This window comes from Pseudanabaenaceae cyanobacterium SKYG29 (assembly GCA_025055675.1).
In the GTDB taxonomy this organism is placed as follows: Bacteria; Cyanobacteriota; Cyanobacteriia; order Pseudanabaenales; family Pseudanabaenaceae; genus M5B4.
Window position 1 is genome coordinate 919,556 of the sequence record JANWWT010000001.1, and the last position, 21,522, is coordinate 941,077.

The 21,522-nt window shown below is 48.2% G+C and carries 23 protein-coding genes; 10 read left to right on the forward strand and 13 right to left on the reverse strand.

Annotation, left to right across the window (positions count from 1 at the left end; all coding sequences use genetic code 11):
* Positions 1-5 precede the first annotated feature (5 nt).
* Genes NZM01_04355 through NZM01_04370 form a run of 4 tightly spaced genes read left to right on the forward strand, consistent with a single transcriptional unit; the run spans position 6 to position 4,289 of the window.
* Positions 6-1,496: an NADH-quinone oxidoreductase subunit M gene (locus tag NZM01_04355; GenBank protein ID MCS6959260.1), complete on the forward strand. Its 1,491-nt coding sequence runs from the start codon at positions 6-8 to the stop codon at positions 1,494-1,496.
* An 11-nt stretch (positions 1,497-1,507) separates the two neighbouring features.
* Positions 1,508-2,824, forward strand: coding sequence for a CO2 hydration protein (locus NZM01_04360; GenBank protein MCS6959261.1), 1,317 nt, complete (start codon positions 1,508-1,510; stop codon positions 2,822-2,824).
* A 10-nt stretch (positions 2,825-2,834) separates the two neighbouring features.
* Positions 2,835-3,305, forward strand: a complete 471-nt coding sequence (locus tag NZM01_04365; GenBank protein ID MCS6959262.1) for a fasciclin domain-containing protein — start codon at positions 2,835-2,837, stop codon at positions 3,303-3,305.
* 24 nt (positions 3,306-3,329) lie between these two features.
* Positions 3,330-4,289 (forward strand): permease, encoded by a 960-nt coding sequence (locus NZM01_04370; GenBank protein MCS6959263.1) that lies wholly within the window; start codon positions 3,330-3,332, stop codon positions 4,287-4,289.
* Between the two features lie 6 nt (positions 4,290-4,295).
* Here NZM01_04370 and NZM01_04375 read toward each other — a convergent pair whose 3' ends face one another.
* Genes NZM01_04375 through NZM01_04390 form a run of 4 tightly spaced genes read right to left on the reverse strand, consistent with a single transcriptional unit; the run spans position 4,296 to position 7,405 of the window.
* Positions 4,296-4,865, reverse strand: coding sequence for a DNA-3-methyladenine glycosylase (locus tag NZM01_04375; protein MCS6959264.1), 570 nt, complete (start codon positions 4,863-4,865; stop codon positions 4,296-4,298).
* The gene (gene gnd / locus NZM01_04380) at positions 4,850-6,262 is read right to left on the reverse strand and encodes a decarboxylating NADP(+)-dependent phosphogluconate dehydrogenase (protein MCS6959265.1); all 1,413 of its coding nucleotides are present in this window, start codon (positions 6,260-6,262) and stop codon (positions 4,850-4,852) included. The genes NZM01_04375 and gnd overlap by 16 nt, the downstream gene beginning before the upstream one ends.
* A gap of 59 nt (positions 6,263-6,321) precedes the next feature.
* Complete coding sequence (gene trxA, locus NZM01_04385) at positions 6,322-6,636, reverse strand: thioredoxin (protein ID MCS6959266.1); 315 nt, start codon at positions 6,634-6,636, stop codon at positions 6,322-6,324.
* Positions 6,637-6,685: 49 nt separating this feature from the next.
* The gene (locus tag NZM01_04390) at positions 6,686-7,405 is read right to left on the reverse strand and encodes a TIGR00266 family protein (protein MCS6959267.1); all 720 of its coding nucleotides are present in this window, start codon (positions 7,403-7,405) and stop codon (positions 6,686-6,688) included.
* A 153-nt stretch (positions 7,406-7,558) separates the two neighbouring features.
* Between NZM01_04390 and NZM01_04395 the strand changes: the two genes are divergently transcribed.
* The gene (locus tag NZM01_04395) at positions 7,559-8,632 is read left to right on the forward strand and encodes a PIN/TRAM domain-containing protein (GenBank protein MCS6959268.1); all 1,074 of its coding nucleotides are present in this window, start codon (positions 7,559-7,561) and stop codon (positions 8,630-8,632) included.
* A gap of 1 nt (position 8,633) precedes the next feature.
* Positions 8,634-9,797, forward strand: a complete 1,164-nt coding sequence (locus tag NZM01_04400) for a hypothetical protein (GenBank protein ID MCS6959269.1) — start codon at positions 8,634-8,636, stop codon at positions 9,795-9,797.
* Here the strand turns inward: NZM01_04400 and pstC are convergent.
* The 4 genes from pstC to NZM01_04420 form a co-directional block, all read right to left on the reverse strand.
* Positions 9,753-10,640 carry a phosphate ABC transporter permease subunit PstC gene (pstC, locus tag NZM01_04405; GenBank protein MCS6959270.1) on the reverse strand — a complete coding sequence of 296 codons (888 nt, stop codon included), beginning with the start codon at positions 10,638-10,640 and terminating at the stop codon, positions 9,753-9,755. The two genes, NZM01_04400 and pstC, sit on opposite strands and share 45 nt — an antisense overlap.
* Positions 10,640-11,665, reverse strand: a complete 1,026-nt coding sequence (gene pstS, locus NZM01_04410) for a phosphate ABC transporter substrate-binding protein PstS (protein ID MCS6959271.1) — start codon at positions 11,663-11,665, stop codon at positions 10,640-10,642. Before pstS ends, pstC begins: the two co-directional genes overlap by 1 nt.
* A 37-nt stretch (positions 11,666-11,702) precedes the next feature.
* The gene (locus NZM01_04415; GenBank protein ID MCS6959272.1) at positions 11,703-12,671 is read right to left on the reverse strand and encodes a late competence development ComFB family protein; all 969 of its coding nucleotides are present in this window, start codon (positions 12,669-12,671) and stop codon (positions 11,703-11,705) included.
* A 69-nt stretch (positions 12,672-12,740) separates the two neighbouring features.
* Positions 12,741-14,429 (reverse strand): AarF/ABC1/UbiB kinase family protein, encoded by a 1,689-nt coding sequence (locus tag NZM01_04420; GenBank protein ID MCS6959273.1) that lies wholly within the window; start codon positions 14,427-14,429, stop codon positions 12,741-12,743.
* Positions 14,430-14,474: 45 nt separating this feature from the next.
* Here NZM01_04420 and cbiD point away from each other — a divergent pair, with 45 nt between their 5' ends.
* Together cbiD and cobM are read left to right on the forward strand one after the other, a co-directional pair.
* Positions 14,475-15,527 (forward strand): cobalt-precorrin-5B (C(1))-methyltransferase CbiD, encoded by a 1,053-nt coding sequence (gene cbiD / locus NZM01_04425; protein MCS6959274.1) that lies wholly within the window; start codon positions 14,475-14,477, stop codon positions 15,525-15,527.
* Entirely contained in the window at positions 15,524-16,276 is a 753-nt protein-coding gene (gene cobM, locus NZM01_04430) for a precorrin-4 C(11)-methyltransferase (protein MCS6959275.1), read from the forward strand. The genes cbiD and cobM overlap by 4 nt, the downstream gene beginning before the upstream one ends.
* Here cobM and NZM01_04435 read toward each other — a convergent pair.
* On the reverse strand, positions 16,248-16,739 hold the full coding sequence (locus NZM01_04435) for a glyoxalase-like domain protein (protein MCS6959276.1): 492 nt from the start codon (positions 16,737-16,739) through the stop codon (positions 16,248-16,250). The two genes, cobM and NZM01_04435, sit on opposite strands and share 29 nt — an antisense overlap.
* A 53-nt stretch (positions 16,740-16,792) precedes the next feature.
* Between NZM01_04435 and NZM01_04440 the strand changes: the two genes are divergently transcribed.
* Positions 16,793-17,326 carry a hypothetical protein gene (locus NZM01_04440; protein ID MCS6959277.1) on the forward strand — a complete coding sequence of 178 codons (534 nt, stop codon included), beginning with the start codon at positions 16,793-16,795 and terminating at the stop codon, positions 17,324-17,326.
* On the opposite strand, the gene NZM01_04445 is transcribed toward NZM01_04440, so the two are convergent.
* Together NZM01_04445 and NZM01_04450 are read right to left on the reverse strand one after the other, a co-directional pair.
* A complete protein-coding gene (locus NZM01_04445) occupies positions 17,276-18,304 on the reverse strand; it encodes an adenylate/guanylate cyclase domain-containing protein (protein MCS6959278.1) in 1,029 nt (342 codons plus the stop codon). The two genes, NZM01_04440 and NZM01_04445, sit on opposite strands and share 51 nt — an antisense overlap.
* A 46-nt stretch (positions 18,305-18,350) precedes the next feature.
* Positions 18,351-19,013 carry a DUF3120 domain-containing protein gene (locus NZM01_04450; GenBank protein ID MCS6959279.1) on the reverse strand — a complete coding sequence of 221 codons (663 nt, stop codon included), beginning with the start codon at positions 19,011-19,013 and terminating at the stop codon, positions 18,351-18,353.
* Between the two features lie 86 nt (positions 19,014-19,099).
* Here NZM01_04450 and NZM01_04455 point away from each other — a divergent pair, with 86 nt between their 5' ends.
* Positions 19,100-20,263, forward strand: coding sequence for a lipid-A-disaccharide synthase-related protein (locus tag NZM01_04455; protein ID MCS6959280.1), 1,164 nt, complete (start codon positions 19,100-19,102; stop codon positions 20,261-20,263).
* On the opposite strand, the gene bioD is transcribed toward NZM01_04455, so the two are convergent.
* Together bioD and NZM01_04465 are read right to left on the reverse strand one after the other, a co-directional pair.
* Positions 20,249-20,932 (reverse strand): dethiobiotin synthase, encoded by a 684-nt coding sequence (bioD, locus tag NZM01_04460; GenBank protein MCS6959281.1) that lies wholly within the window; start codon positions 20,930-20,932, stop codon positions 20,249-20,251. The two genes, NZM01_04455 and bioD, sit on opposite strands and share 15 nt — an antisense overlap.
* Positions 20,925-21,437, reverse strand: a complete 513-nt coding sequence (locus tag NZM01_04465; GenBank protein ID MCS6959282.1) for a hypothetical protein — start codon at positions 21,435-21,437, stop codon at positions 20,925-20,927. The genes bioD and NZM01_04465 overlap by 8 nt, the downstream gene beginning before the upstream one ends.
* Between the last annotated feature and the right edge of the window lie 85 nt (positions 21,438-21,522).

Sequence of the window (21,522 nt, forward strand, 5' to 3'; positions counted from 1 at the left end):
CAGGTGTGTTAAGCGCTCTAATTTGGCTGCCAACAATTGGTGCTCTCATTACTGGTTTGTGCCAGGTCAAATGGGCAAGAGTGAGTGCTATTATCGTCAGCTCGATCGTCCTGTTTTTGGATATATTACTCCTCAGGCAGTTTAATCTGGGGGATGGTGGGTTCCAGTTCAGTGAAAATCTGCCCTGGTTGGCGAACATAGGTTTGAATTACACCCTGGGCATGGACGGTCTATCTTTGCCCCTAGTAGTGCTCAATGGGCTGTTGACCTGGCTAGTGCTCTGTTTCGATCGGGAGGTAAAAGAACGATCGCGGTTATTCTACACATTAATTCTTTTGATTCACGCTGGCATTAGCGGTGCTATCTTGTCTTTGAACACTCTATTATTCTCTCTCTTCTACGAGCTGGAGTTGGTTCCTCTCTATCTTGTCATAGCAATTTGGGGCGGCAAGCAAAAGAATTATGCTGCCATTAAGTTTTTGATTTTTACAGCGGTATCAGGCATTCTAATTCTGGCAGGATTTCTGGCTCTAGCTTGGATAGCGCCAAGTCCTGAACCTGTATTTGACTATCAAGACTTGCAATCCCTATCTCTGCCTCTTTCTACCCAGATTATTCTACTGCTGTTTTTGTTAGTTGGTTTTGCGATCAAAGCTCCGTTTGTGCCTTTTCACACCTGGCTACCTGACAGCTATGTGGAATCTGCTACCCCTGTGGTAATGATGTTGGGGGGCGTGGTGGCTAAGCTGGGCACCTATGGTCTCTTTCGGTTTTGCGTCGGTCTGTTTCCTGATGCCTGGTCGTTGTTATCTCCCTGGATCGCCCTATGGGCAGGTTTAGGTATCTTGTACGGTGCGGTTACAGCGATCGCCCAGAAGGACATCAAGAGGATGGTTGCCTACAGTTCGATCGGGCACATGAGTTATGTGCTACTAGCAGCAGCAGCGACAACGCCTTTGAGTCTGGTAGGTGGTATTGCTCAGATGGTCAGCCATGGTTTGATTTTGTCCCTTTTGTTTAACTTAGTGGGCATAATTGAGAAGAAAGTGGGGACAAGAGAGTTAGACGTATTGAATGGTTTGTTAAATCCGCTGCGGGGTTTTCCTACCGTCAGTGCTCTCCTGATTCTGGGGGGTATGGCAAGTGCTGGCATTCCTGGCATGATGGGCTTCATTGCGGAATTTCTTGTCTTTCAAGGCAGTTTCAGCAAGTTTCCTTTACCGACTTTACTAGCAATTTTAGGCACGGGTTTAACAGCTGTTTATTTCGTCATCCTCCTGAACCGCACCTGTTTTGGCAAGTTAGATAACAAGACAGCTTACTATCCCAAAGTTTTGGGCAGCGAAAGAATACCAGCTTTCGTTTTAGCGTTTCTGATTGTCTTTTTAGGTGTCCAACCAAAGTGGTTAGTAACTTGGAGTGAAACTACAGCAGCCCAAATCAGTCAGGAAATGCCCACTGTTAAGTTGGCAGAGGTTACTAATTTTTTACAATAAGGAGGAAAACCATGCCTAGCACTTTAATTGAACCTGTAACTAAGCTACCCCCTGCTAATCATCCCTTTGCCGACATTATTCATCGCTTGGAGCGGGGAGGATCGATGTTGCCCGACACAGAAGAAAACCTGATGCAAATTATTGGCCTGTACAAAGCCTATGCTATCCCCATGGATTTCTACTGGCGGGATTTACTCTACATTGCGGAAAGGGTTTTCCTCGATCCTCTACCTGCTTTTAAGTACTTTCTGCCCAAGGAATATTTGGAATTGGCTAATCACTACGCAGGCGACAATGCTGATCTGCGTATCTGGCGGGGCTATGCGACAGCGCACCAGGAACTACTAGAGTTTATGGACAAGGGGGAATTAAAAGCCAGAATCCCTAAACTCTTCCATCACCTCTATCACGATCGCATCAACATGGAATTTGCGGAAGAGTGTATGCGGGCAATGTTCTGGCATCGCAACATGGGGGGATTACTGGAACCCTACATGGACTCGGAGGAATACAAACAGAATGCCGATCGGGCGATTAGGGCTTATTTCCGCGACAATCCGATTATGCTGGGGCTATATAAGTTGTTCCCAGATATGTTTATAGAGCAATGTCGCCAGGCGACTATGTATTCAGTTTTAGGGCTATTCTGGGAAGTAATGTGCCCTGTATTTTTGGAGATGTCCGATATTTACGATGAGGGTGGATTTAAGGGCGTACCTGATGCTATGAATTTCCTGGTCAATGGTATTTTTGCTATTGCTGGTCGTCCTATTTATCATCGTGTCTATATCAGGGGTGAATGGTATGATATTGTGCCCAAATCAAAGGGATTTACCTGGCTCTATGAAGCTGCCTTTCCCTATGTAGAAGCAGTGTTCTATCGCACTTCTCCTTTCCGAGGAACGAAGTCCTACAATGCCCAAGCGAGGGAAGTCCCTGATGATCAAAATGATTTCCACTATGGCATTTTATATGCCGATAAATTCCCTGTTGCCTCTGCTGGGATTCCCCCTACACTTCTACACCAGGATATGTATCACTTCCTACCTAAATACCTGGTGGATTACTATCAAAAATTCTGCCGTGGTGCTGATGATATGCTAATTCAATTGGGAGTTAGCTTTCAGCGATCGATGTATAATGTAACCTCAGCAGTAATTCAGGCAGGGCGGGCAGCATTTCTCTATCCCCTGGACGACCCCAATCCTCGGCACTTGTGGGCAAATCGCTACTATTTCCAGGGACAATTGAATCGCTTTGCTAATCCTAAGTATGGCATGGACAAGGCGGCAAGATTATTAGCAGTGCAATCCCAAGATTATCGTTAGGAGAAAGGAAATGGCAACGATCGTGGATATTGCGGTTGGTAACCCTGATTTTAGTACCCTAGTTACGGCAGTTTCGGCAGCTAACTTAGTAGATGCTCTTAATAGTCCGGGTCCCTTTACTGTATTTGCGCCCATCAATAAAGCCTTTGAAAAATTGCCCCCTGGTACTATCACAACTCTAGTGCAAAACATTCCCCAGCTTAGTCGTATTCTCACCTATCATGTGGCTGCAGGTAGATATACAAAAAATGATTTGCGGGGGCGAGAGTCTATCCCTTCCCTAGAGGGCACACCGATCGATCTTTACATCACAGAGGATGAGTTTGAGGTAAATAATGCTACTGTGATTGCGGCGGATATTGTCGCAGATAATGGGGTGATTCATGTGATCGATACGGTGATTTTAATGCGTCCCCACTGGTTCCATCCGATTATGCGCTGGGGCAAGGAAGGTATCAAATTTGATGCTGTTGTGTCATAGGGGCAACTTTTGGTCTGGTCAATCATGAACTTTGCTGTGTGGCAGAGTGCCTTCACCCTGTTTTTAAGTCTATTGGTGGAGTCTTTCCCTTTTTTACTCCTGGGGGTGTTATTGTCTAGCACCCTCTTGTTATTTATTGATGAAGGGAAGTTAACTCGTATCCTACCCAAACATCCTCTGTGGGGCGCGATCGTTGGCAGTTTAATTGGTTTTCTCTTTCCTGTCTGCGAGTGCGGCAATGTGCCTGTAGCTAGGCGGTTAATTATGCAAGGAATTCCTCCCTCTGTCTGCATTGCTTTTTTGTTGGCTGCTCCTACCCTCAATCCTGTGGTAATCTGGGCAACGTGGACAGCTTTCCGTGACCAACCAGAGGTAGTACTATGGCGAGTCGGTCTGTCTTTTGGCATTGCTACTGCCATCGCCTGGATTTTCAGTGTGCAACAGGATTTGCGTCCGTTTTTACATCCTGCGGTCAGCCGGTCCCTATTCATTCCTGCTCCTGATGGTTTGAGTGGCACTTATTTTTTAGGGGAATCACAGCCTTTGGCACTGACGGACTGGGGTGTGAGGAGAAGACAGAACAGGTGGGCTTTGTTTTGGGATAACACAGTAGGAGAACTGCGAGAACTGGGGGGAGTTTTGGTATTGGGCAGTGCTCTAGCTGCCATAATTCAAGTAATCGTGCCCAGGGAGATAATCTTGGAGCTGGGTCAGGGTCCTGTCAGTTCCATCGTGGCAATGATGACTTTGGCAGGTGTAGTGTCTATCTGTTCCACGGTAGATGCTTTCTTTGCTCTGTCTTTTGCTTCTACATTTACGACAGGTTCTCTATTGGCATTTTTGGTATTTGGCCCCATGATTGATCTGAAGGCTATTGGCTTATTGTTAACTCTCTTTCGCAGACGAGCTATTATTTATCTTTTCTTGCTAGCAGGACAGATGACTTTCCTAGCTGCTATGTTTATTAATCTTAGATTGAGCTAGGGGAAATTATTTCTTACTAACTGACCTGTGGTTGGCAATATACCAGCGCCAAGGGATGTCTACTCCCTTTGTGATGCCAATGCGAGTAGTTTGCACGATCGTTTCTATCTCTACCTGTTTTATCGGTGGTTCCAACCAGAGATGATGGTCAGGATGCAGCAAAACACCGTCCAAGGCACGATCGATCTTTAGGGCACGGCAGAGTTTTCCGGGCCCGGCCCCCACGCGATGGGGTTTGTCATCTTGGCACCAGGGGGGAATCCGATCGAGTGCGATCGCGCGCACCAAAACCGCACTGCAGATACCCTCTTGGTCAGTGACGATATTCAAGCAGTGATAAATGCCGTAAATAAGATAAACATAGACAGAACCAGGAACACCAAAGATAGCTTGATTTCGTTCCGTCTTTTTTTGGTAGCCATGACAAGCGGGGTCGTTAGCCTCATAAGCTTCCACCTCCACGATCGTGCCGTAGTAGATTTCACCCCCGATTGCCCGCCCTAAACGCCACCCTAACAGTTCAGGGGCAACGACAGAAGCAGGACGACAGAGAAAGTCCGTTATTTTTTCGTCCACTCCGTATGGAAGACACCCTCTCGATCGATACGTTCGTAGGTGTGAGCACCAAAGTAATCCCGCTGGGCTTGGGTGAGGTTTTGTGGTAACCGATCGCGGCGATAGCTGTCAAAGTAATCCAAAGAGGCGCTAAAAGCAGGCACGGGAATACCAATTTGGGCAGCCGTCATCACTACCTGCCGCCAAGCTTTTTCCTTACTCAAAATAGAATCCTTAAAGTGTTCATCTAGGAGCAAATTGGGCAGATTGGGATTACGTTGGAATGCCTCCTTAATCAAATTCAAAAAGCCTGCCCGAATGATACAACCACCCTTCCAAATGCGGGCAATTTCACTGAGATTGAAGTTATAGTGCATCTCCCGCGAAGCAGTAGCTAACAGTGCCATCCCTTGAGCATAGGAGCAAATTTTAGAACAGTATAGAGCATCCCGAACAGCATTGATAAATTCCTGCCGATCGCCTGTGTATTTGCCTGTGGTGTAAGAAGTGAGAACCTTACTAGCAGCAACTCTGTCTTCTTTGTAGGAAGAAATCACCCGCGCTGTCACCGCCGCAATCATTGTAGGAATAGGCACACCCAAATCAAAAGCACTCTCTACTGTCCATTTGCCTGTGCCTTTTTGTCCGGCTTTGTCTAATATTTTTTCCACCAGCGGTGTCCCATCTTCATCCATTTTAGTAAAGATGTCCGCTGTAATTTCAATCAAGAAAGAAGATAGCTCCGTTTGGTTCCAGGCAGCAAAAGTATCGTGGAGTTCACTTGCTCCCATGCCCAAACCCGTCTTTAGTAGGTCATAGGCTTCGGCAATCAGTTGCATGTCCCCGTACTCAATGCCATTGTGCACCATCTTTACGTAATGACCGGCACTCCCTGGACCAATGTAGGTGACACAGGGACCGTCATCCACTTGGGCAGCTATTTTCGTCACGATCGGTGCGATTGCTTCATAGGCAGTTTTTTGTCCTCCAGGCATCAAACTGGGACCGTTGAGGGCACCTTCTTCCCCGCCACTGACTCCCATGCCAATAAATTGCAATCCAGCTGCCTCTAGTTCCGCTGTGCGGCGGTCAGTATCTGTATAGAGAGAATTACCCCCATCAATCAAAATATCCCCTGGCTCTAACAGCGGTTTTAATTCATTGATAACAGCATCGACAGGAGCACCAGCCTTCACCATAATTAGAATTTTGCGGGGGCGTTCCAGACTATCTACCAGTTCCTGCAATGAGTAGGTGGGTTTGACATTTTTTCCCTGGGCGCGGGTAGCTAGGAAGGTATCGGTTTTCTCCCGACTACGGTTATAGACAGCGATAGGGAAGCCGTTGCGCTCAATGTTGAGGGCGAGATTTTCCCCCATCACCGCTAGCCCAATTAAGCCAAAACTCTGCTTGCTCATGCCTACTCACCTAACACTGGCTCTATTGTTGACCAGGTTGCCCCCCTTCCCCCTAATCCTTACAATCTTTTTAGCTTGTCGAGGAGTTGGTCAGCAGTCATTGCCCCTTCAAAACGCTCGATCGGTTTGCCATCTCTGAAAATAATAAAAGTAGGCAGTGCTCGCACATGGTATTGGGAGGCAATATCTGGGTATTGGTCGGTATTAATTTTAACAATTTGTACCTTGTCGCGCACCTGTGCCCCCACCTTTTCCAAAATTGGTGCCATTAACTGACAGGGCCCACACCAGGGAGCATAAAAATCCACCAAAATTGGTAGGGGAGAAGATTGTAGTAGTTCCGCAAAGCTGCTGAATTGTTTTTTTATGGCCATGATCTATTTGGGAAAGCGGGAAATCTAAGTATACGATACTAATTTAGTTTTAGTCATTGCGCTTGGGGCGGTAGGGATTGAGGAAATTAATCAAGTTAGACAGTTCACGGGACTGAATCCAGGCGCGTCCCTGCCCACGAAAGCGACAGACTAGACCTTCTCCCCCGAAAATAGCAACACCCAGACCGCGTAGAGATAAACCCCCTAGCACCTCTACCCTGTAGTCTAGGGTATCTTCAAAGGCAACGATATAACCTGTGTCAATGATATAGCCACCTTCGATGGGAATTTCTACAATGGCACCGTAGGAACTAAACCAGATGTCTCCTTGCCCTACGGCTTTCACCAGAAAGAAGGATTCGCCACTAAAAAAACCCTTGGCTAAGCCCTGGAACTTCGTCTGTAATTCTACAGTGGGAGCACAGGCGACAAAGCCCGCTGATTGCATGAATAAAGCTCTACCAGGTTCAAGGTAGTAGTGTTGAATATCACCAGGTACGCCAGGGGAAATGTACAACTGCCCTGCCCGCTGTTGAGCCGTAAACTCGCTGAGGAAGAGGGACTCCCCTGCCACCATACGCATTAGGCTCCGCCCCAGCCCGCCCCGCAGCTTAGATTGCAGCTTGATGTGTTGGTCCATTGCCGCCATTGCCCCCGCTTCCACAATGATTTTCTGGTTGGCTTTGAGGTTAACTATCAGACTGGCATAGGCAGGGGAATGCTCAATCCTAAACTCGTAGTCAGCCCGTTCATCGGTGGTAAAAACCATACAAGGATTGGTTAGCTCTATGGGCTTACTGTACCACTAAAGTTAACTGCTTGGGCGCGTAAAGTTTCTTGAAAAAGAGTGAATCCTGGGGTAATCTAGTTGTTTATCATTTAGGCTAAACTTATCCATAGTTGCGGTTAGCCGCTGATATTTATGATTGATACAGTCATTATCGTTTCCTTTATTTTGGCAGGAGCAGGGACGGGCTTTCATGGCGTGGACCTGTTGCCCTGGCAGTTACTGGTGGATGTCAATGTGCAGGGGTTGCGCTGGGTAGCCCTGGGCTTTGGTTCCTTTATCGGTCTTGTGGTAGGGCTGTTTACCCAGACTGGTTACCGCCGCCTGGAGGCAGAAATCCGCGCAATGCCCGTCGATGTGTTGATTAGCCGTGCCATTGGCTTGGTCGTGGGTCTACTGCTGGCTAATTTGATGCTAGCCCCTCTTTTCCTAGTACCGATTCCTGAAGGGTTTGAGTTCTTTAAGCCCCTAGCGGCAATCTTGGTGAGCATTGTCTTTGCCTATACAGGCATGACGCTCTCCGATGCCCATGGACGATCGTTACTACGCCTGATCAATCCTGGGAGTCTGGAAAGTACACTGCTGGCGGAAGGTACCCTTAAGTCCGCAACCAGTAAAATCCTAGACACTAGCTGTGTAATTGATGGCAGAATTGAGGGCTTAGTCAGCACAGGTTTCTTGGAAGGACAATTGTTGGTACCCCAGTTTGTTATTCAAGAGCTGCAGACAATTGCTGACAGTGCCAATGACCAGAAGCGGTTGCGGGGACGCAGGGGCTTGGACATTCTCAACAATCTGCGGGCGATGTATCGCGATCGGGTGGTGATTCACCCTGCCAATTATGAGGAAATCCCCACGGTGGATGCTAAATTGGTGCGGTTGGCGCAGGAGTTGAATGCCACTTTGATTACTACTGACTTTAATCTCAACAAGGTGGCTTGTCTGCACCAGGTGAATGTCCTCAATATCAACGACCTTGCCCAGTGTCTGCGTCCTAGCTATCTGCCAGGGGATAGTCTGCATTTGAAAATCATTCGTGAAGGCAAGGAAGCTAGTCAGGGTGTAGGCTACTTGGAAGATGGCACGATGGTAGTAGTAGAAGACGGTCGGGGTTATGTGGGCAAGCAGTTGGATGTGGTAGTCACCAGTGCTCTACAAACCTCGGCAGGTAAGATGATTTTTGCTCGCCCTGAAGTAATTCCCGTCTAGGATGTCCGCCCTCTCCCGCCGCCTTAGGCTCATGGCTGGGAATGTCATTACTACTGCTGTTTTGATTTTTTTGCTGACCTCTAGTGCCCTGCCCTGGTGGCTGTGGTTTGTCCCCTGCGGAGTGGGTTTACTGGCTAGCAGGTGGGGGAATTTATTTTGGTGCCATTTTTTTACCGATCGCCTATTGCCCCTGGGCTTGCTAGGGTTGACCTTGGGGCTGGTGTTGGCTGTCTGTCAGCTTGACCCCCTATGGTTACAGGTATTTTGGCTAGTGATCGGGGGGGGCTTATTGGGTTTAGGGATTGCTCTGCCCCGATCGGGTATTACTTGGGAGAGAGCTAGGGATATTATTACCCCCGATCCTGTTTTCCACTATCCTGTGCGGGTAAGTCGGCTGTTGACGGTGGTGTGGGGTTGGCTGGTCTGGTCTTTAGCAGACATTCCCCTGGGTTGGCGCGCACCCCTGGCAGTTTTGTTTACTACGATCGGTTTGGCTGGTGTGGGGAATTGGCGGGTGGAGGTAGTGGGCAAAGAGTTGACGATCGAGTTTGCTGGCATCATCAACAGTTGTTATCGCTTTAATCTCGATCGGTTCCAGCGCTTACTTTTGGTGAAGTTACAGGAGGGGGGAGTTACTTGGTTGCAGTTAGCCAATCCCAGGGAGGAAGTGACATTACCACTCATTTTGCTGGAGATGGCGGCTAATCAAGGGGAAATGTCCGAGGTGTTGAGTCAACGCTATCCCTTTGCGCGGCAAGTGGCAACTCGGGACAGTCTGCAGATGATGGGTATTTTGTTACCCCAGGCAACAGGAATTTTAGCGGGGCTGGGTTGTTTAGTTTTGGGGACGTTTTTGTGGTGGTCACTGGAGGTGAGTGATAGCCAAGCTCATGTGCTGACCTGGCTGTTAGGCGCTAGTTTTCTGCTTAGCCCCCTCCTGGCAAGTTGGCTATTTTTAGTGATTGTCCCTGGGAGTATTCCCCCCCAGTCCACCTTTGGTCTGCCCCCCTGGGAATTGGGGATGTTGTTCATACTAATCAATGTCATAACTCAGCCTGACACTCTACTCCTAGCCGCGATCGTGTTTTTGATTTGGGGGGTGGGTATCTACCTGTTGCAGTTAGTCCGCCTGATTCCTATCGAGACTGCCATTGCCCAAAATTAACTCGCCACTCAGGTTGACAGCCAAGGAAAGTACCAGGAGCACCAGCGCGGCATACATCAGGGCAGGGATTTCCTGCTCCCCCGCTTCGGCAAAGTTGTTAGCAAGGAGAGAGGCGATCGTGTCTGCTGGCGCTAGCCAAGACAGAGAGAGGGTATTGCTATTACCAATCAACATTGTCACTGCCATGGTTTCCCCCAGTGCCCGTCCTAGAGCCAGCAAAATAGCAGCTATAATGCCCGACCGACTGTAGGGCAGAGCCACAGCGAGGAGAACTTCCCAGGGAGTAGCCCCCAACGCCAGCGCCCCCCAGATTAATTCCCCAGGCACATTGCTAATAGCTACTCGACTGAGGGCAACAATCGTTGGTAAAATCATCACCGCCAACACCAAAGCTGCCACTAGTAAGCTGCGTCCAGGGAAAGGAGTGGCAAAAAAAGGCAACCAGCCCCCATGGCGGTGTAGCCACTGCAGGTGGGGAGTTAACCAGGGAATCAATACAAAAATGCCCCACAGTCCATACACCACACTGGGAATTGCTGCCAACAATTCAATACCGCTGTTAATAACAGCCCCCAACCAACCAGAGGGAGCAACGGAGAGCCAAAGAGCTGTAGCTAAACCAACGGGAGCAGCCATTACCAATGCTAGGAGAGAAGTAACGATCGTGCCATAGAGGCGGGGCAGGATACCAAACTCCCCCCTAACAGGATTCCAAGCAGACTGGAGAAGGAACTGCCAGCCGTAGTGCCACATCGCGCTCCGTCCCGACCACAGCAGTTGGATGACCACCCCCCCCAACAGAATGACAATCCCGAAGGCACAAATTTTTGTCCACAACTTCATCAGCTTACCTGGGCTAAAGCCGCTTGTACTCTGGGCACTAACTCGGGACTGAGAGGCACAAACCCCAACTCCTCAGCAAATTTTTGTCCCTCGGTAATACACCAGTTGACTACTTCCCTGAGGGCACGACTCTGGGCAGGATTGCTATAACTCTTGTACAGTAACAGCCAGGAATAGGTCACGATCGGATAGGCATTTGCTCCCTCTGGGTCTGGCACAAACCCCAGTAAATTTTCTGGTAACTGTAGGGTGCTGATAGCCTCCCGCACTGTAGCTGTATTCGCCATCACATAATTGCCCGCCTTGTTTTGCAACCGCGCCATGGGTAGTCTGTTTTGCTTAGCATAGGTCAATTCCAGGTAACCAATCGCTCCTACCTGCTGTGCTACTTGGGCTGTGACCCCCTCATTACCCCGACTGCCGATCGTGCCTTCCACCCACTGTACTGCTGTCCCACTACCTACTGTATCCCGCCATTCCTGACTAATAGCGCTCAAGTGTTGCGTAAAAATCCCCGTTGTGCCACTGGCATCCGAGCGGCGAATCACAAACACCTCCTGGTCAGGCAACGACAAGTCTGGGTTATCCTGCCGGATCAGGGGATCATTCCACCGTTTAATCTTGCCTAAAAATAAATCCACATAGGTTGCCCGCGATAGTTTCAACTCCACAATCCCAGGCAAATTGTAGGCAAGGACAATACTGCCGATCGTGACTGGCAACATCACCACCCCCCGTGCCACTTGCTGCATTTCCTCTGGGGTCATGCCCACATCACTAGCGCCAAAATCTACTGTCTGGGCTTGAAACTGTTTGACCCCTGCCACACTGCCAATCGGTTGATAGCTCACTTGCACATTGGGAAACAGACGGTTATACTCCTGAAACCACTTCAGGTAGAGAGGAGCGGGTAAGGTTGCCCCTGCCCCATTAATCGATATTGTCTCGGCCGGAGGTCGCTGGGCGCAACCGTACAGAGTTGTCAGAGCCAAAGCACCAAGGATGAAATCACGCCGTGAACTCATATCCTTCTCCTCCCACTGCGCCCTCAGTGTAGCAAAATTAACTGTTTTCTTCCACAGCCTTAATTCTCTGCCAGTCCAAATTGCCAGTGAGACGTAGGCGATCGATGGCTTCCAAAATTACAGCGTAGCTATTTTCCCAATTGATATCCTTTCGTTTGAGCATCCAATTGAGCCGTGCCATCGCTTCTTGGCGTTCCTGGCGGATATTTTGAAAAATCAGTATCGGTATACTGAAACTTTTACTAGCTTCCTGACCTAATGTAATGACCGCTTTTGTGACAATTTCTGCCAATTGAGAGCCAATGTGTATCTTACTATAGTAGCGCAGCCGCTTCAATCCTTCCTGTGTGGTGGCGTACATAGGTGGTAAACAATTCAAGGCTACTGCCATCACTTCATCTACAGGAATCAAGCGAGCATAGGCAGACAATTTAGGGGGCAAAGTATCCAAGCGATGAACTGCTAAGCGATAAATAAGTTGCTCAATACTGTTAACCACACCTATTGTTGCCGGTAGAGTATAGTCATCATAATCAGCTTTGCTAGGGATTAGGGAGGTATCTTCTTTTCTTTTACTAACATACTTATTAATGGGTATACTGCCAGACTGGGGATTAATCTGCAGCAAGTACTCTTCTAGGCATTGGGGCAGCTCTAGCCAAGTCATCTGCGGTTTTTTTAACAGTTCCCGTAGGCGCAAAAGTGTGTACATTGGTGTGGCTAATTCCGTAGCAGTTAGAGGTGTTACCGATTGGAGACGTGGCTTGCGCACTTGTAAAATGGCTTGGTGAACTACTTCAGAAATTCGACCCCTCAAAGTATTCTGTAGGAGTGGTATTTGCTTCTGCCATTCATCCTGACGAGCAATAAAAAGCGGAGAGAGACGGTTAAGACTGTAGGCAACCACATCAGCAATGGCAATGTTACTTTTAGTACCCGCTCGTTGCAGTTGTTGCCTAGCTTCTGCATAAACTAGAGGTAACATTACGTTGCGACAGGATTCCATGGTCAGGACAGAGGGAGCTATGTTTTGAATATAGCACTAAGGGACACAGATTTTGCTTTTAGCTTTTCGCTAATTTTCCGCTAACTTGTCTAGGCGTTCTTTCCAACTGAGAGTAAATAACAAGCGTAGAAATGTCAGTGTGCAAAAAGCGCCCACACTAAATAGCAAAATTACCCAGCCCTGATACTGACCCTGTCCAAATAGTAATAACAACACCCCGATCGCTAGTGTAAATCCTGCTAGACCTAAATAAACTAATACTTTCAAAGCTAGGTGGACACGTTTTAAGAGCCGTTCTGTTTCCATCGATCGGATTTGAATTTCCAGTTCCCCCCGCTCTAGTCTTTCCTCTAAGCGTAAAACTAACAGTTCTGTCCGCGAAGGCTGATTAAACCTATAGGCAAGAAACGATCGGGCTTGTTGCCACAATTCCCCTAGTAGACTGCTTTTATTTTGGGCAGTAATACTTTGGACAAAGGGTTGGGCAGCGGCAGTGAGATTGTATTCAGGGTCAAGAATACGGGCTAGCCCATCTAATGTAGCTAGGGATTTCAAAATATAAATCATCTTCGCTGGTAGGCGAAAGGGTTGTTGTTCAAAGACACTGTAAATTTCCCGTTTGATTGACTCCAATTCTTTGAGGTTAACTGGTCTTTCTGTAAAGCGATCAAGTAAAAACTTAAACAAACGTTTCACAGGAGCCATGTCATTTACAGGCTCTAGCAATCCCATACCTGTTAGGGTGGAAATAACAGTATCTGTATCCTTTTTGAGGACAGCAAAAAATGTTTTAACCATCTGTTCCTTACTGAGGGCAGGCACCTCTACCATCATGCCAAAATCATAGAAAATTAACTCACCCCTAGGGCTAACAGCAATATTCCCTGGATGGGGGTCAGCATGGAAAAAACCATCCTGCAACAATTGACGGAGGTAACAATAAATACCTAATTGATTGATTTCTGTGGGGTCAATGCCACAGGCTTCTAGGGCAGCCCGATCGGCTACTTTAATACCTGGTAAATACTCTAGGGTCAGCACCTTAGCAGTGGAATATTGCCAATACACCTTAGGGACAAGTATACGGGGCATATCTTGAAAATTTTGCCGAAATCGATCGGCATTGTTCCCCTCATGGATGTAGTCAATTTCCTGATATAGAACAGTAAAGAATTCCTGGGATATTTCCTCTAGTTGCCACTGTTTGAACCAGCCAAGTTTACGAAAAACAGCCAGTAGTTTTTGAATAGCTAGATAATCTAAATCAAACAATCTCTTTAAGCCAGGGCGTTGCACTTTAACTACTACTTCTTCCCCTGTGTGTAGGCGCGCTCTATGGACTTGCCCCAAACTAGCAGAGGCTAAAGGCTCAGGGTTAAAATCACGATAGATGGCAAATAAAGGCTTACCTAATTCTAGTTCAATAACTGTGGCAGCTTCCTCGGCAGAAAAGGGGGGAACACAGTCTTGTAGCTCGGCAAATGCTTCGATATATTCCTTTGGTAACAAATCAAGGCGGGTAGATAGAGATTGTCCGATCTTGATAAAGACAGGACCTAAATCCAGCATCTGTTGCACCAACCAGGCAGAACGACGGCGACGACATTGACTAGAAGTATCCCCCCGCCAACTGTCCCACCAGAGGAGAAACAAAAATGTAAAAACTGCTGTAAAAACCTCAATCTGCCGTGAAATGGCGCTATATTTTTGTCTTTGCCACTTGAGGGTTAGTTGCCGCTGGGGACGCTTTGTTAACATATCTACAACAGTGCCACCTTGACTAATTTAACTTAAAATCGCTGTATGGCTGTAAGAACAGGTTATACCCTACCAGTATTTGCTATTGCCAGTGGGAAGGCAGCTCTACTCTATTTATTAGGACGAAAAGTAGAGGTAGTGGAGTTAGACTTATTGACAGACGGTAGGGGCAATATTCCTATTGCCCAAGTTATTCCTATAGATGAATTTACCTGTCTCGCTACAACAATTAGTGACCCTGGGGACAATTTAGATTTAACAGCAGGGATGACCGTAGCAGCTTGGGTGAAAATTCTGCCGCGAACTAATAACTATCCGCCGATTAGATTAGAAGGGGGGGAAGGTATTGGCAAAACTAAAGAAGGTGCAGCTGCTATCTATCGCTTAACCTATCAATTAGCTGATGCTAATTTATTGCCCCTAGTACCAGAGGAACGATCGGTGATTGTGCGCTTTATCCTACCAGAAGGGAGAGAGATTGCTAAACGTACTTCTAATCAAGCATTTGGTATTTTGGAGGGATTATCGTTGTTGGGTACTACAGCAATCGCCCAACCTCTATCGGTGGAGGATAAGTTAGAAGAATTACGGGCAGATTTACGTCAAAAAGCACAGGATAACAAGGCAATTGTATTTTACATTGGCGCTAACAGCTATGGGGTGGCACAGCGCTTGGGTTATCAATCATCTCAGCTAGTGCAAACAGCTAATTGGCTAGGGGTCATGTTAGTAGAAGCGGCATTGTTAGGAGTAGAATCTATTACGCTAATTGGTTACCACGGCAAGCTAATTAAATTAGCAGGGGGTATATTTAATACCTCTAGTCATATTGCCGATGGTCGTATTGATATTCTTGTCCGTGCCGCCGTGCGCCATCAATTACCCTTTGATGTAATTACTAGAATAGAAAGCCTACCCACGGCCGATGCTGTACACCAATATTTGCAAGAGCAGGGTTACGATCGGTTAGTATTTAGCGATTTAGCCCAGCGCATCAGTGAAAGGGCAAAAGCATATATCCATAAGTATGCAGACCGTCATGTTACAGTTACTGCTATTCTCTGCGATCGGTTAGGTAATTTAATTGGGGAGACATGAAACCTGTTTACTTTGTGGGGGCGGGTCCGGGTGACCCTGAATTAATTACAATCAAGGGCAAGCATCTCCTCAGTCAAGCGGATGTGGTAATTTACACTAATTCCCTAATTCCTGCTCCCATTTTGCAGTATTGCCGATCGAATGCCCAGGTTATCCCTAGCCTTGAGTTGAGCTTGGAGGAAATTACAAATTTCATGATTAACTGTGCCACGAGCAACCAATTGGTAGTGCGTTTACATGATGGTGACCCCTCTATATTCAGCACGATTGGCGAACAAATCGATCGGTTATTAGCTGCCAGTATCCCCGTGGAAGTCGTACCAGGAGTTAGTGCTTTTCAGTTAGCCGCCGCCCGCTTGCAAGTGGAATTAACCATACCTGAGTTGGTGCAAACAATTATTCTCACACGTGTCAGTGCCAAAAATAAGGTACCCGATCGGGAAGCATTAAGGGAGTTAGCCAAACACCAGGCCACAATCTGCCTGTATTTGAGTGCCAAACAAATTGAAATTGCTACCGCTGAATTACTAACCGCCTATCCCCCTAGTACTCCCGTAGCCATTTGTTATCACTTGGGCTGGCAGGATGAAAAAATTGTTACCACCAAGTTAGAAAATATGGCAGTAGTTAGTCGTACAATGCAGCTAGAACGATCGGCTCTTTATGTCATCAGCCCTGCCCTTCATTACCGCGGTAATCGATCAGCTTTGTACCAAAAATCTACATTTTTACCTCAGCAATTTCAATAATTCTACCTTGACTATCCTTCACCCAAAAAACCAGGGGTGTTTCACTTTTGACCTTGTGTTTTAATCCCAGTCTTTGCACACGGCGGAGGAGTTTCTTTATACAATCTCGATCGAAACAAATATGACGGTCACGATTTTCTAGGGCATGGGCCCCTGCTACTACGTGAATTTGGGTATTTTTCTGCAATTGGTACCATACCCCCTCCGATAATTTCTTACTGAAATTGTTGGGGATATAGACAGGATCAAGGGAGGGAATACCCTGGTCATAACCATAGTATTGGAGGGGAATTTTAGCAATCGATAAGTGTAAAATACCTTCGTAAAGCTCCTTCGCCTGCTCCAAATTTGACACCATAATTGTATAGACCTGGGGGGCACTGCTTAAAAATAACCACATCGCTACCCCATAGGTAATTAGGAGCATAACCATGATACCTTGGGTAGAAAATAATCCCTCCATCCCGCTAATTTCCTGTCGTTTCTATGTAGGGTCTATGATAGCATTACTGTTAAATGGCTGCCTTGACTATGCTGGCTTTCCTAGATGACATCTACGGTACGTTGTTTTTGCCCCACCAAACGCTGACAGCCCTCAAGGAACAATCAACCGTCTGGCGCGGGGCACTCGTGGTGGCTTTGGTCAACTTGTTAGAAGGTCTGCGCAGTGGCGGCGGAACTATACTGTTACAGCTTGTAACGGGTCTAGGGGGCTGGTACGGTCTCTGCTGGCTCCTGGAACGCTTGGGTCACAGCCTGGGGAAAGAGGTCAATCTCGATCGGGTACTCACCCTCACAGGCTTTGCCAGTCTGCCCTGGTTATTTTTTGCCCCTGCTTTGAACTTGGGCGGTGGGATCGGCGTAGTCTGTGGTTTGGCAGTAGTGCTCTGGTTTGTTTTATGGCAGCTGAAAGCGGTAGCGATTGCCCTGGAGTTACAAATCGGCAGAGTTTTTGCTCTTATCCCTTTGGCGTTTGCAGGAACAGTGGTAGCGTTTAGTTTACTGTTCAATGGCGTTGGGCTGTTGTTGACGATCGGTGATCTTTTCTAATTCCCGCAGGTACGCTTCTAGGTCGGTAAATTTGCCCATGTAGGCAGTCAGGGGTTCGTCGTAGTTCTTGGCAGGGACACGGTGCCGTTCAAAATTTAGTAGGTGGGAGCGGGGTACGTTTTTGAAGGTCTCTTCTCCGATGGCAATATCCACACCAATCTCCTTAGTGGAGGACTCCAGGCGAAAAGCAGCATTGACCGAATCCCCTAGGGCAGTGTACTCTGGTCTTCCTCCTGCACTCATTTGCCCCACGATCGCTGACCCTGTATTGATCCCCGCCCCAATGCGTAGACGGAAGGGCAAGGTAAATTTATCGTTCAAACCATCGCTTACCCGATAGAGGTCATAGAGTGCCTGCAGAACTTTGAGAATTTCTTTGGAATCAACAGTATCTCCCTCATTTTGGCTATTTTCATGGATCCACACCGCCATAATGGCATCGCCAATGTATTTATCCGCGCCACTGCCATACTGCTGCAGGATTTTCCACGCCTCACTGAACCACTTGCCAATCACCTGGGACAGCGTTTGCTCAGGGAGCATCTGGGTTAGCTTGGTGTAGTTACGAATATCAATCACCAGGACTGTAATTAACCGCTTTTTCTGCAACATCACTGTGGAATTTTCCCCTGGTTGGCGAAATACATCTCCCACTCTTGATTCATGGGGACTCTGGGCGGGACAGATTAAGCGCATTTGCGTCATCCCCAAGGTAATTTGATCATTGTGCTTGAGTTGCACAGGAATACTGATGCGCTTGCCGTTGACAAAGGAGCCATTCATGCTACCCAAATCAATCAGGTAGAAGCTGTTTTCCATGTTTTGAATAATGGCATGATTGGAGGAACAGTAGCGGTCTTTCATCACAATGTCGTTGCTGTCCGCTCTGCCAATCTTCCAGGAGGATGCATTCGCCAGGTAGACTATTTTCTCCTGCCCCTCTTGCTGAATAATGAGGTGAGGTACTTGTTGCTCCATAGGATGGGAATGACTGGCGATGGATTTATACTACCACGATGCCGCTTTACTCCGAAGTCAGCATAAATACTCCTGCAGCAAATATAAGGTCAGTAACTAGGGTAAATAAAACAGCACCAGCAAACACAGCCCGATCTACAGTCCTTTGACGCAAAACATTCTGGGCTAGCCAAAGCAAACTAGCCGTCAGTAGGACAGCTGTACCTAACCCCCAAGGACTCTGTAGCTGTTGCCCTACTTGATAAAGAACTGTGCCTATGGAGGTGGAATCGCAGTTGACAAAGACACGCCAGGCAGGCAGGAGGTCATTGAGCCAGAAGTAGAGGTCAGTTACGATCGTGCCCCACAGAGACCCCAGGTAAAAACAACTGCCTACCCGATAGCGGGGTTGGCCCAAGCCCCAGACTGCCCAGGGAAGTGCCAAACCTTCCATTGGTAGGTGCCAGAGGGGGTCACTGCGATACCAGCCCCAGTAAAGAGAACCACAGAACCATGTCCAGGCAAAACCCCAGAGTAAACTTGCCCAAGGTTGTCGTAATTGCTGTCCCCAGGTAAACCAACCTAAACTCAGGAGTAAACTCAGCCAAGGATGGGAGCGTACCAGGGGGGCTTGCCCAAATACAGGTAGGGTGACTAGAAAGCCCGCTGCTAAAAAGAAGGGTAGAGAGTGGGGTATAGTTATCCTGGTTTTAGTAAACGTGGTCAGCAAGGTATAAAAATCTTAAAAAACGTTACTAAAATTTAACATCTCTGCCACTGTGGCAGCCAGTTAATTTGCTGTGGGGGGAGTGTTAGTTGGCAAAAAGAGTTCTGTTTATTAGTAATGGGCATGGGGAAGACCTCAATGGGAGCACGATTTTACAAGCGTTGTTAGCTCTCCGTCCTGAGGTGCAGGTGTGTGCTCTGCCGATCGTGGGGGAAGGCAAAGCCTATCGTCGTTTGGGTGTGCCCCTGATTGCGCCTACCCAGTCTCTGCCGTCGGGGGGGTTTCTGTATATGGGTTATGACCAGTTGTGGCGGGATGTCCGATCGGGGCTCTTGCCCCTGCTGTGGCAACAGTGCTCAGCCCTCCGTCAGTTTAGGGGAGATTTTGTTTGTGCTGTGGGGGATGTGGTGGTAATTCTGGCAGCACTGCTGACAGGGTGCAGGTTTGCGGTATTTTTGGTGTCGTCTTCAGCATTTTATGAGGGGCGCTTAAAATTACCCTGGTTAGCGCGGTGGGGTCTGTGGCATCCCAGGTGTGAAATTGTCTTCACCCGCGATCGGTTTTCCGCTTTGGATTTGCAGAATCAGGGTTTGGGGAAGGCAGAATTTCATGGCTATCCCATCATGGACTTGGTGCAGGGTGAACAGGGGGCGCAAATTGCCTCCCCTGAGCCGATCGTGGCGCTTTTGCCTGGTAGTCGGCTGCCAGAATGTGGGCACAATTTGGCGTTGCAGTTACAAATCATCGAAATTCTGCAACAGGAAGTGGGGTTTGCCGTACAGGGGTGGGCAGCCTTGGTACCCGCTTTGGCGGAAAACTTAGCGCAGTTTGTAGAGCCGATAGGATGGTCTCTTGTCCAGCCTGGGGTATTGCGCAAGGGGGGAATTGATGTGTGTTACTCTAGCTCTGCCTTTGGCGAAATTTTACGCAAGTGCCACATAGTCATAGGCATGGCAGGGACAGCGGTGGAACAGGCAGTAGGTTTAGGGAAGCCCGTTATTCAAGTACCAGGTGAGGGTCCCCAGTTCAATTACCGCTTTGCAGAAGCCCAAAATCGTCTTCTGGGTTTGTCAGTGCGCACGATCGGCACTCAACCTGCTACCCTGGACACTCTACGCCAGGCAGCAAGGGCAATACCGCAAATTCTGCAGGACCAGGAATATCTGCAAGCCTGTCAGCGCAACGGCAAAATTAGAGTAGGGGAAGCGGGGGGGGCAGCGGGCATTGCCAGACGGTTGCTAGATTTCCTCTAAGCCCATAGTCCCTAGGTCTAGGTTAGCCACAATTTGCTTTAGTTCCCCAGGAGTGGGACGGGTCTCTAGGGCAGGGACAAAGCCCAGAATTGGTACACGGGTCAACAGAGGTAAACGATCGGGGGCGACAAAGTCATAGATTTCTTCTTCTGTATAGGGTTGCACGCAGTTAAAAATAATCCCCCGTACATCTACCTTAGCTTCCCTGGCGAGGGCACAGGCGGCGATCGATTGGGTCATGCTCCCCAACTTCACAGGTACCACAATCACCGTGGGTAACTGCCACTCCCTCGCCATATCTGCCACTGTCCATTCCCATGTCACAGGGGAACCAATCCCCCCCGCTCCCTCTACTAAAACAATCTGGTATTTCTGCACTAACCGCTGATACCCCTGCCACAGCAATTGCCAATCCACCTGCTTTCCTTCCCGCTCCGCCGCTAGAGGGATGGCTAAAGGGAGGGCGAATTTTTGGGCGCAAATTTCCTCTCTAGGTTGATGCTTAGCAATTTGTTCAGCGTAGTATTCCCAGTCCCCCCGCCCTGATTGGACGGGTTTGTAGAGAGCCACTTGCTGGGGGTAACGATCGAGTAAATAGCTGGCAAGAAGAGTAGTGACGATCGTTTTGCCCACACTAGTATCCGAACCTGTAATCAATAAACTAGGCATGGGGGCGGGAGATAGCTAAAAAAATATCAAACAACAACAGCAGGAAAGAAAAAGTGAGCAGGATCACGTACATCCAGGGCTGAGCTAGGGGACGCACATCCCTTGTATCGATACCTGTCTTCTGTTCTACCCAACGGACAAAGCGCGTAAAGCCCGCCATGCGCATCGGCAACAAATACCCATTCCCTGCTTTATCCACCAAGTAGTACACCAACCCCCCCTGTCCTGTCGTGCGGGGACGCAGGGCTACAATCTCTTGCCAGGGCAATACCCACCCCGATCGCAGCCACCTGAGCCACCAGGGATACCGTAACTCAATCACTGCTTCCGTGATAAGCACCTGTTCTCCTAGGGCACCCCAGAGCAATACTCCCCCTGCCAATAGGGCTACCCCCATCCAAGTCGGTGATTGCGGTAAGAAAGTCAAAGGCAATAGAAGGGCAACATACAATAACAGAAGAGTCAAACGAATGAGAGGCGAAACAGAAAAACGATCGAGGGGCATAGTACCTCACCAAGAGCATTATCAAACTCTTACACTAACACTGCTACAGGTAAGCCTGCCATAGAATGGATAACAGGGCTGTGCC

Bases quoted from the DNA above. Each gene is read 5' to 3' on its own strand.
- NZM01_04360 (MCS6959261.1), top strand. From the start codon at position 1,508: ATGCCTAGCACTTTAATTGAACCTGTAACTAAGCTACCCCCTGCTAAT.
- NZM01_04365 (MCS6959262.1), top strand. From the start codon at position 2,835: ATGGCAACGATCGTGGATATTGCGGTTGGTAACCCTGATTTTAGTACC.
- NZM01_04370 (MCS6959263.1), top strand. From the start codon at position 3,330: ATGAACTTTGCTGTGTGGCAGAGTGCCTTCACCCTGTTTTTAAGTCTA.
- gnd (MCS6959265.1), bottom strand. From the start codon at position 6,262: ATGAGCAAGCAGAGTTTTGGCTTAATTGGGCTAGCGGTGATGGGGGAA.
- trxA (MCS6959266.1), bottom strand. From the start codon at position 6,636: ATGGCCATAAAAAAACAATTCAGCAGCTTTGCGGAACTACTACAATCT.
- NZM01_04390 (MCS6959267.1), bottom strand. From the start codon at position 7,405: ATGGTTTTTACCACCGATGAACGGGCTGACTACGAGTTTAGGATTGAG.
- NZM01_04395 (MCS6959268.1), top strand. From the start codon at position 7,559: ATGATTGATACAGTCATTATCGTTTCCTTTATTTTGGCAGGAGCAGGG.
- NZM01_04400 (MCS6959269.1), top strand. From the start codon at position 8,634: ATGTCCGCCCTCTCCCGCCGCCTTAGGCTCATGGCTGGGAATGTCATT.
- pstC (MCS6959270.1), bottom strand. From the start codon at position 10,640: ATGAAGTTGTGGACAAAAATTTGTGCCTTCGGGATTGTCATTCTGTTG.
- pstS (MCS6959271.1), bottom strand. From the start codon at position 11,665: ATGAGTTCACGGCGTGATTTCATCCTTGGTGCTTTGGCTCTGACAACT.
- NZM01_04415 (MCS6959272.1), bottom strand. From the start codon at position 12,671: ATGGAATCCTGTCGCAACGTAATGTTACCTCTAGTTTATGCAGAAGCT.
- NZM01_04420 (MCS6959273.1), bottom strand. From the start codon at position 14,429: ATGTTAACAAAGCGTCCCCAGCGGCAACTAACCCTCAAGTGGCAAAGA.
- cbiD (MCS6959274.1), top strand. From the start codon at position 14,475: ATGGCTGTAAGAACAGGTTATACCCTACCAGTATTTGCTATTGCCAGT.
- cobM (MCS6959275.1), top strand. From the start codon at position 15,524: ATGAAACCTGTTTACTTTGTGGGGGCGGGTCCGGGTGACCCTGAATTA.
- NZM01_04435 (MCS6959276.1), bottom strand. From the start codon at position 16,739: ATGGAGGGATTATTTTCTACCCAAGGTATCATGGTTATGCTCCTAATT.
- NZM01_04440 (MCS6959277.1), top strand. From the start codon at position 16,793: ATGGCTGCCTTGACTATGCTGGCTTTCCTAGATGACATCTACGGTACG.
- NZM01_04445 (MCS6959278.1), bottom strand. From the start codon at position 18,304: ATGGAGCAACAAGTACCTCACCTCATTATTCAGCAAGAGGGGCAGGAG.
- bioD (MCS6959281.1), bottom strand. From the start codon at position 20,932: ATGCCTAGTTTATTGATTACAGGTTCGGATACTAGTGTGGGCAAAACG.
- NZM01_04465 (MCS6959282.1), bottom strand. From the start codon at position 21,437: ATGCCCCTCGATCGTTTTTCTGTTTCGCCTCTCATTCGTTTGACTCTT.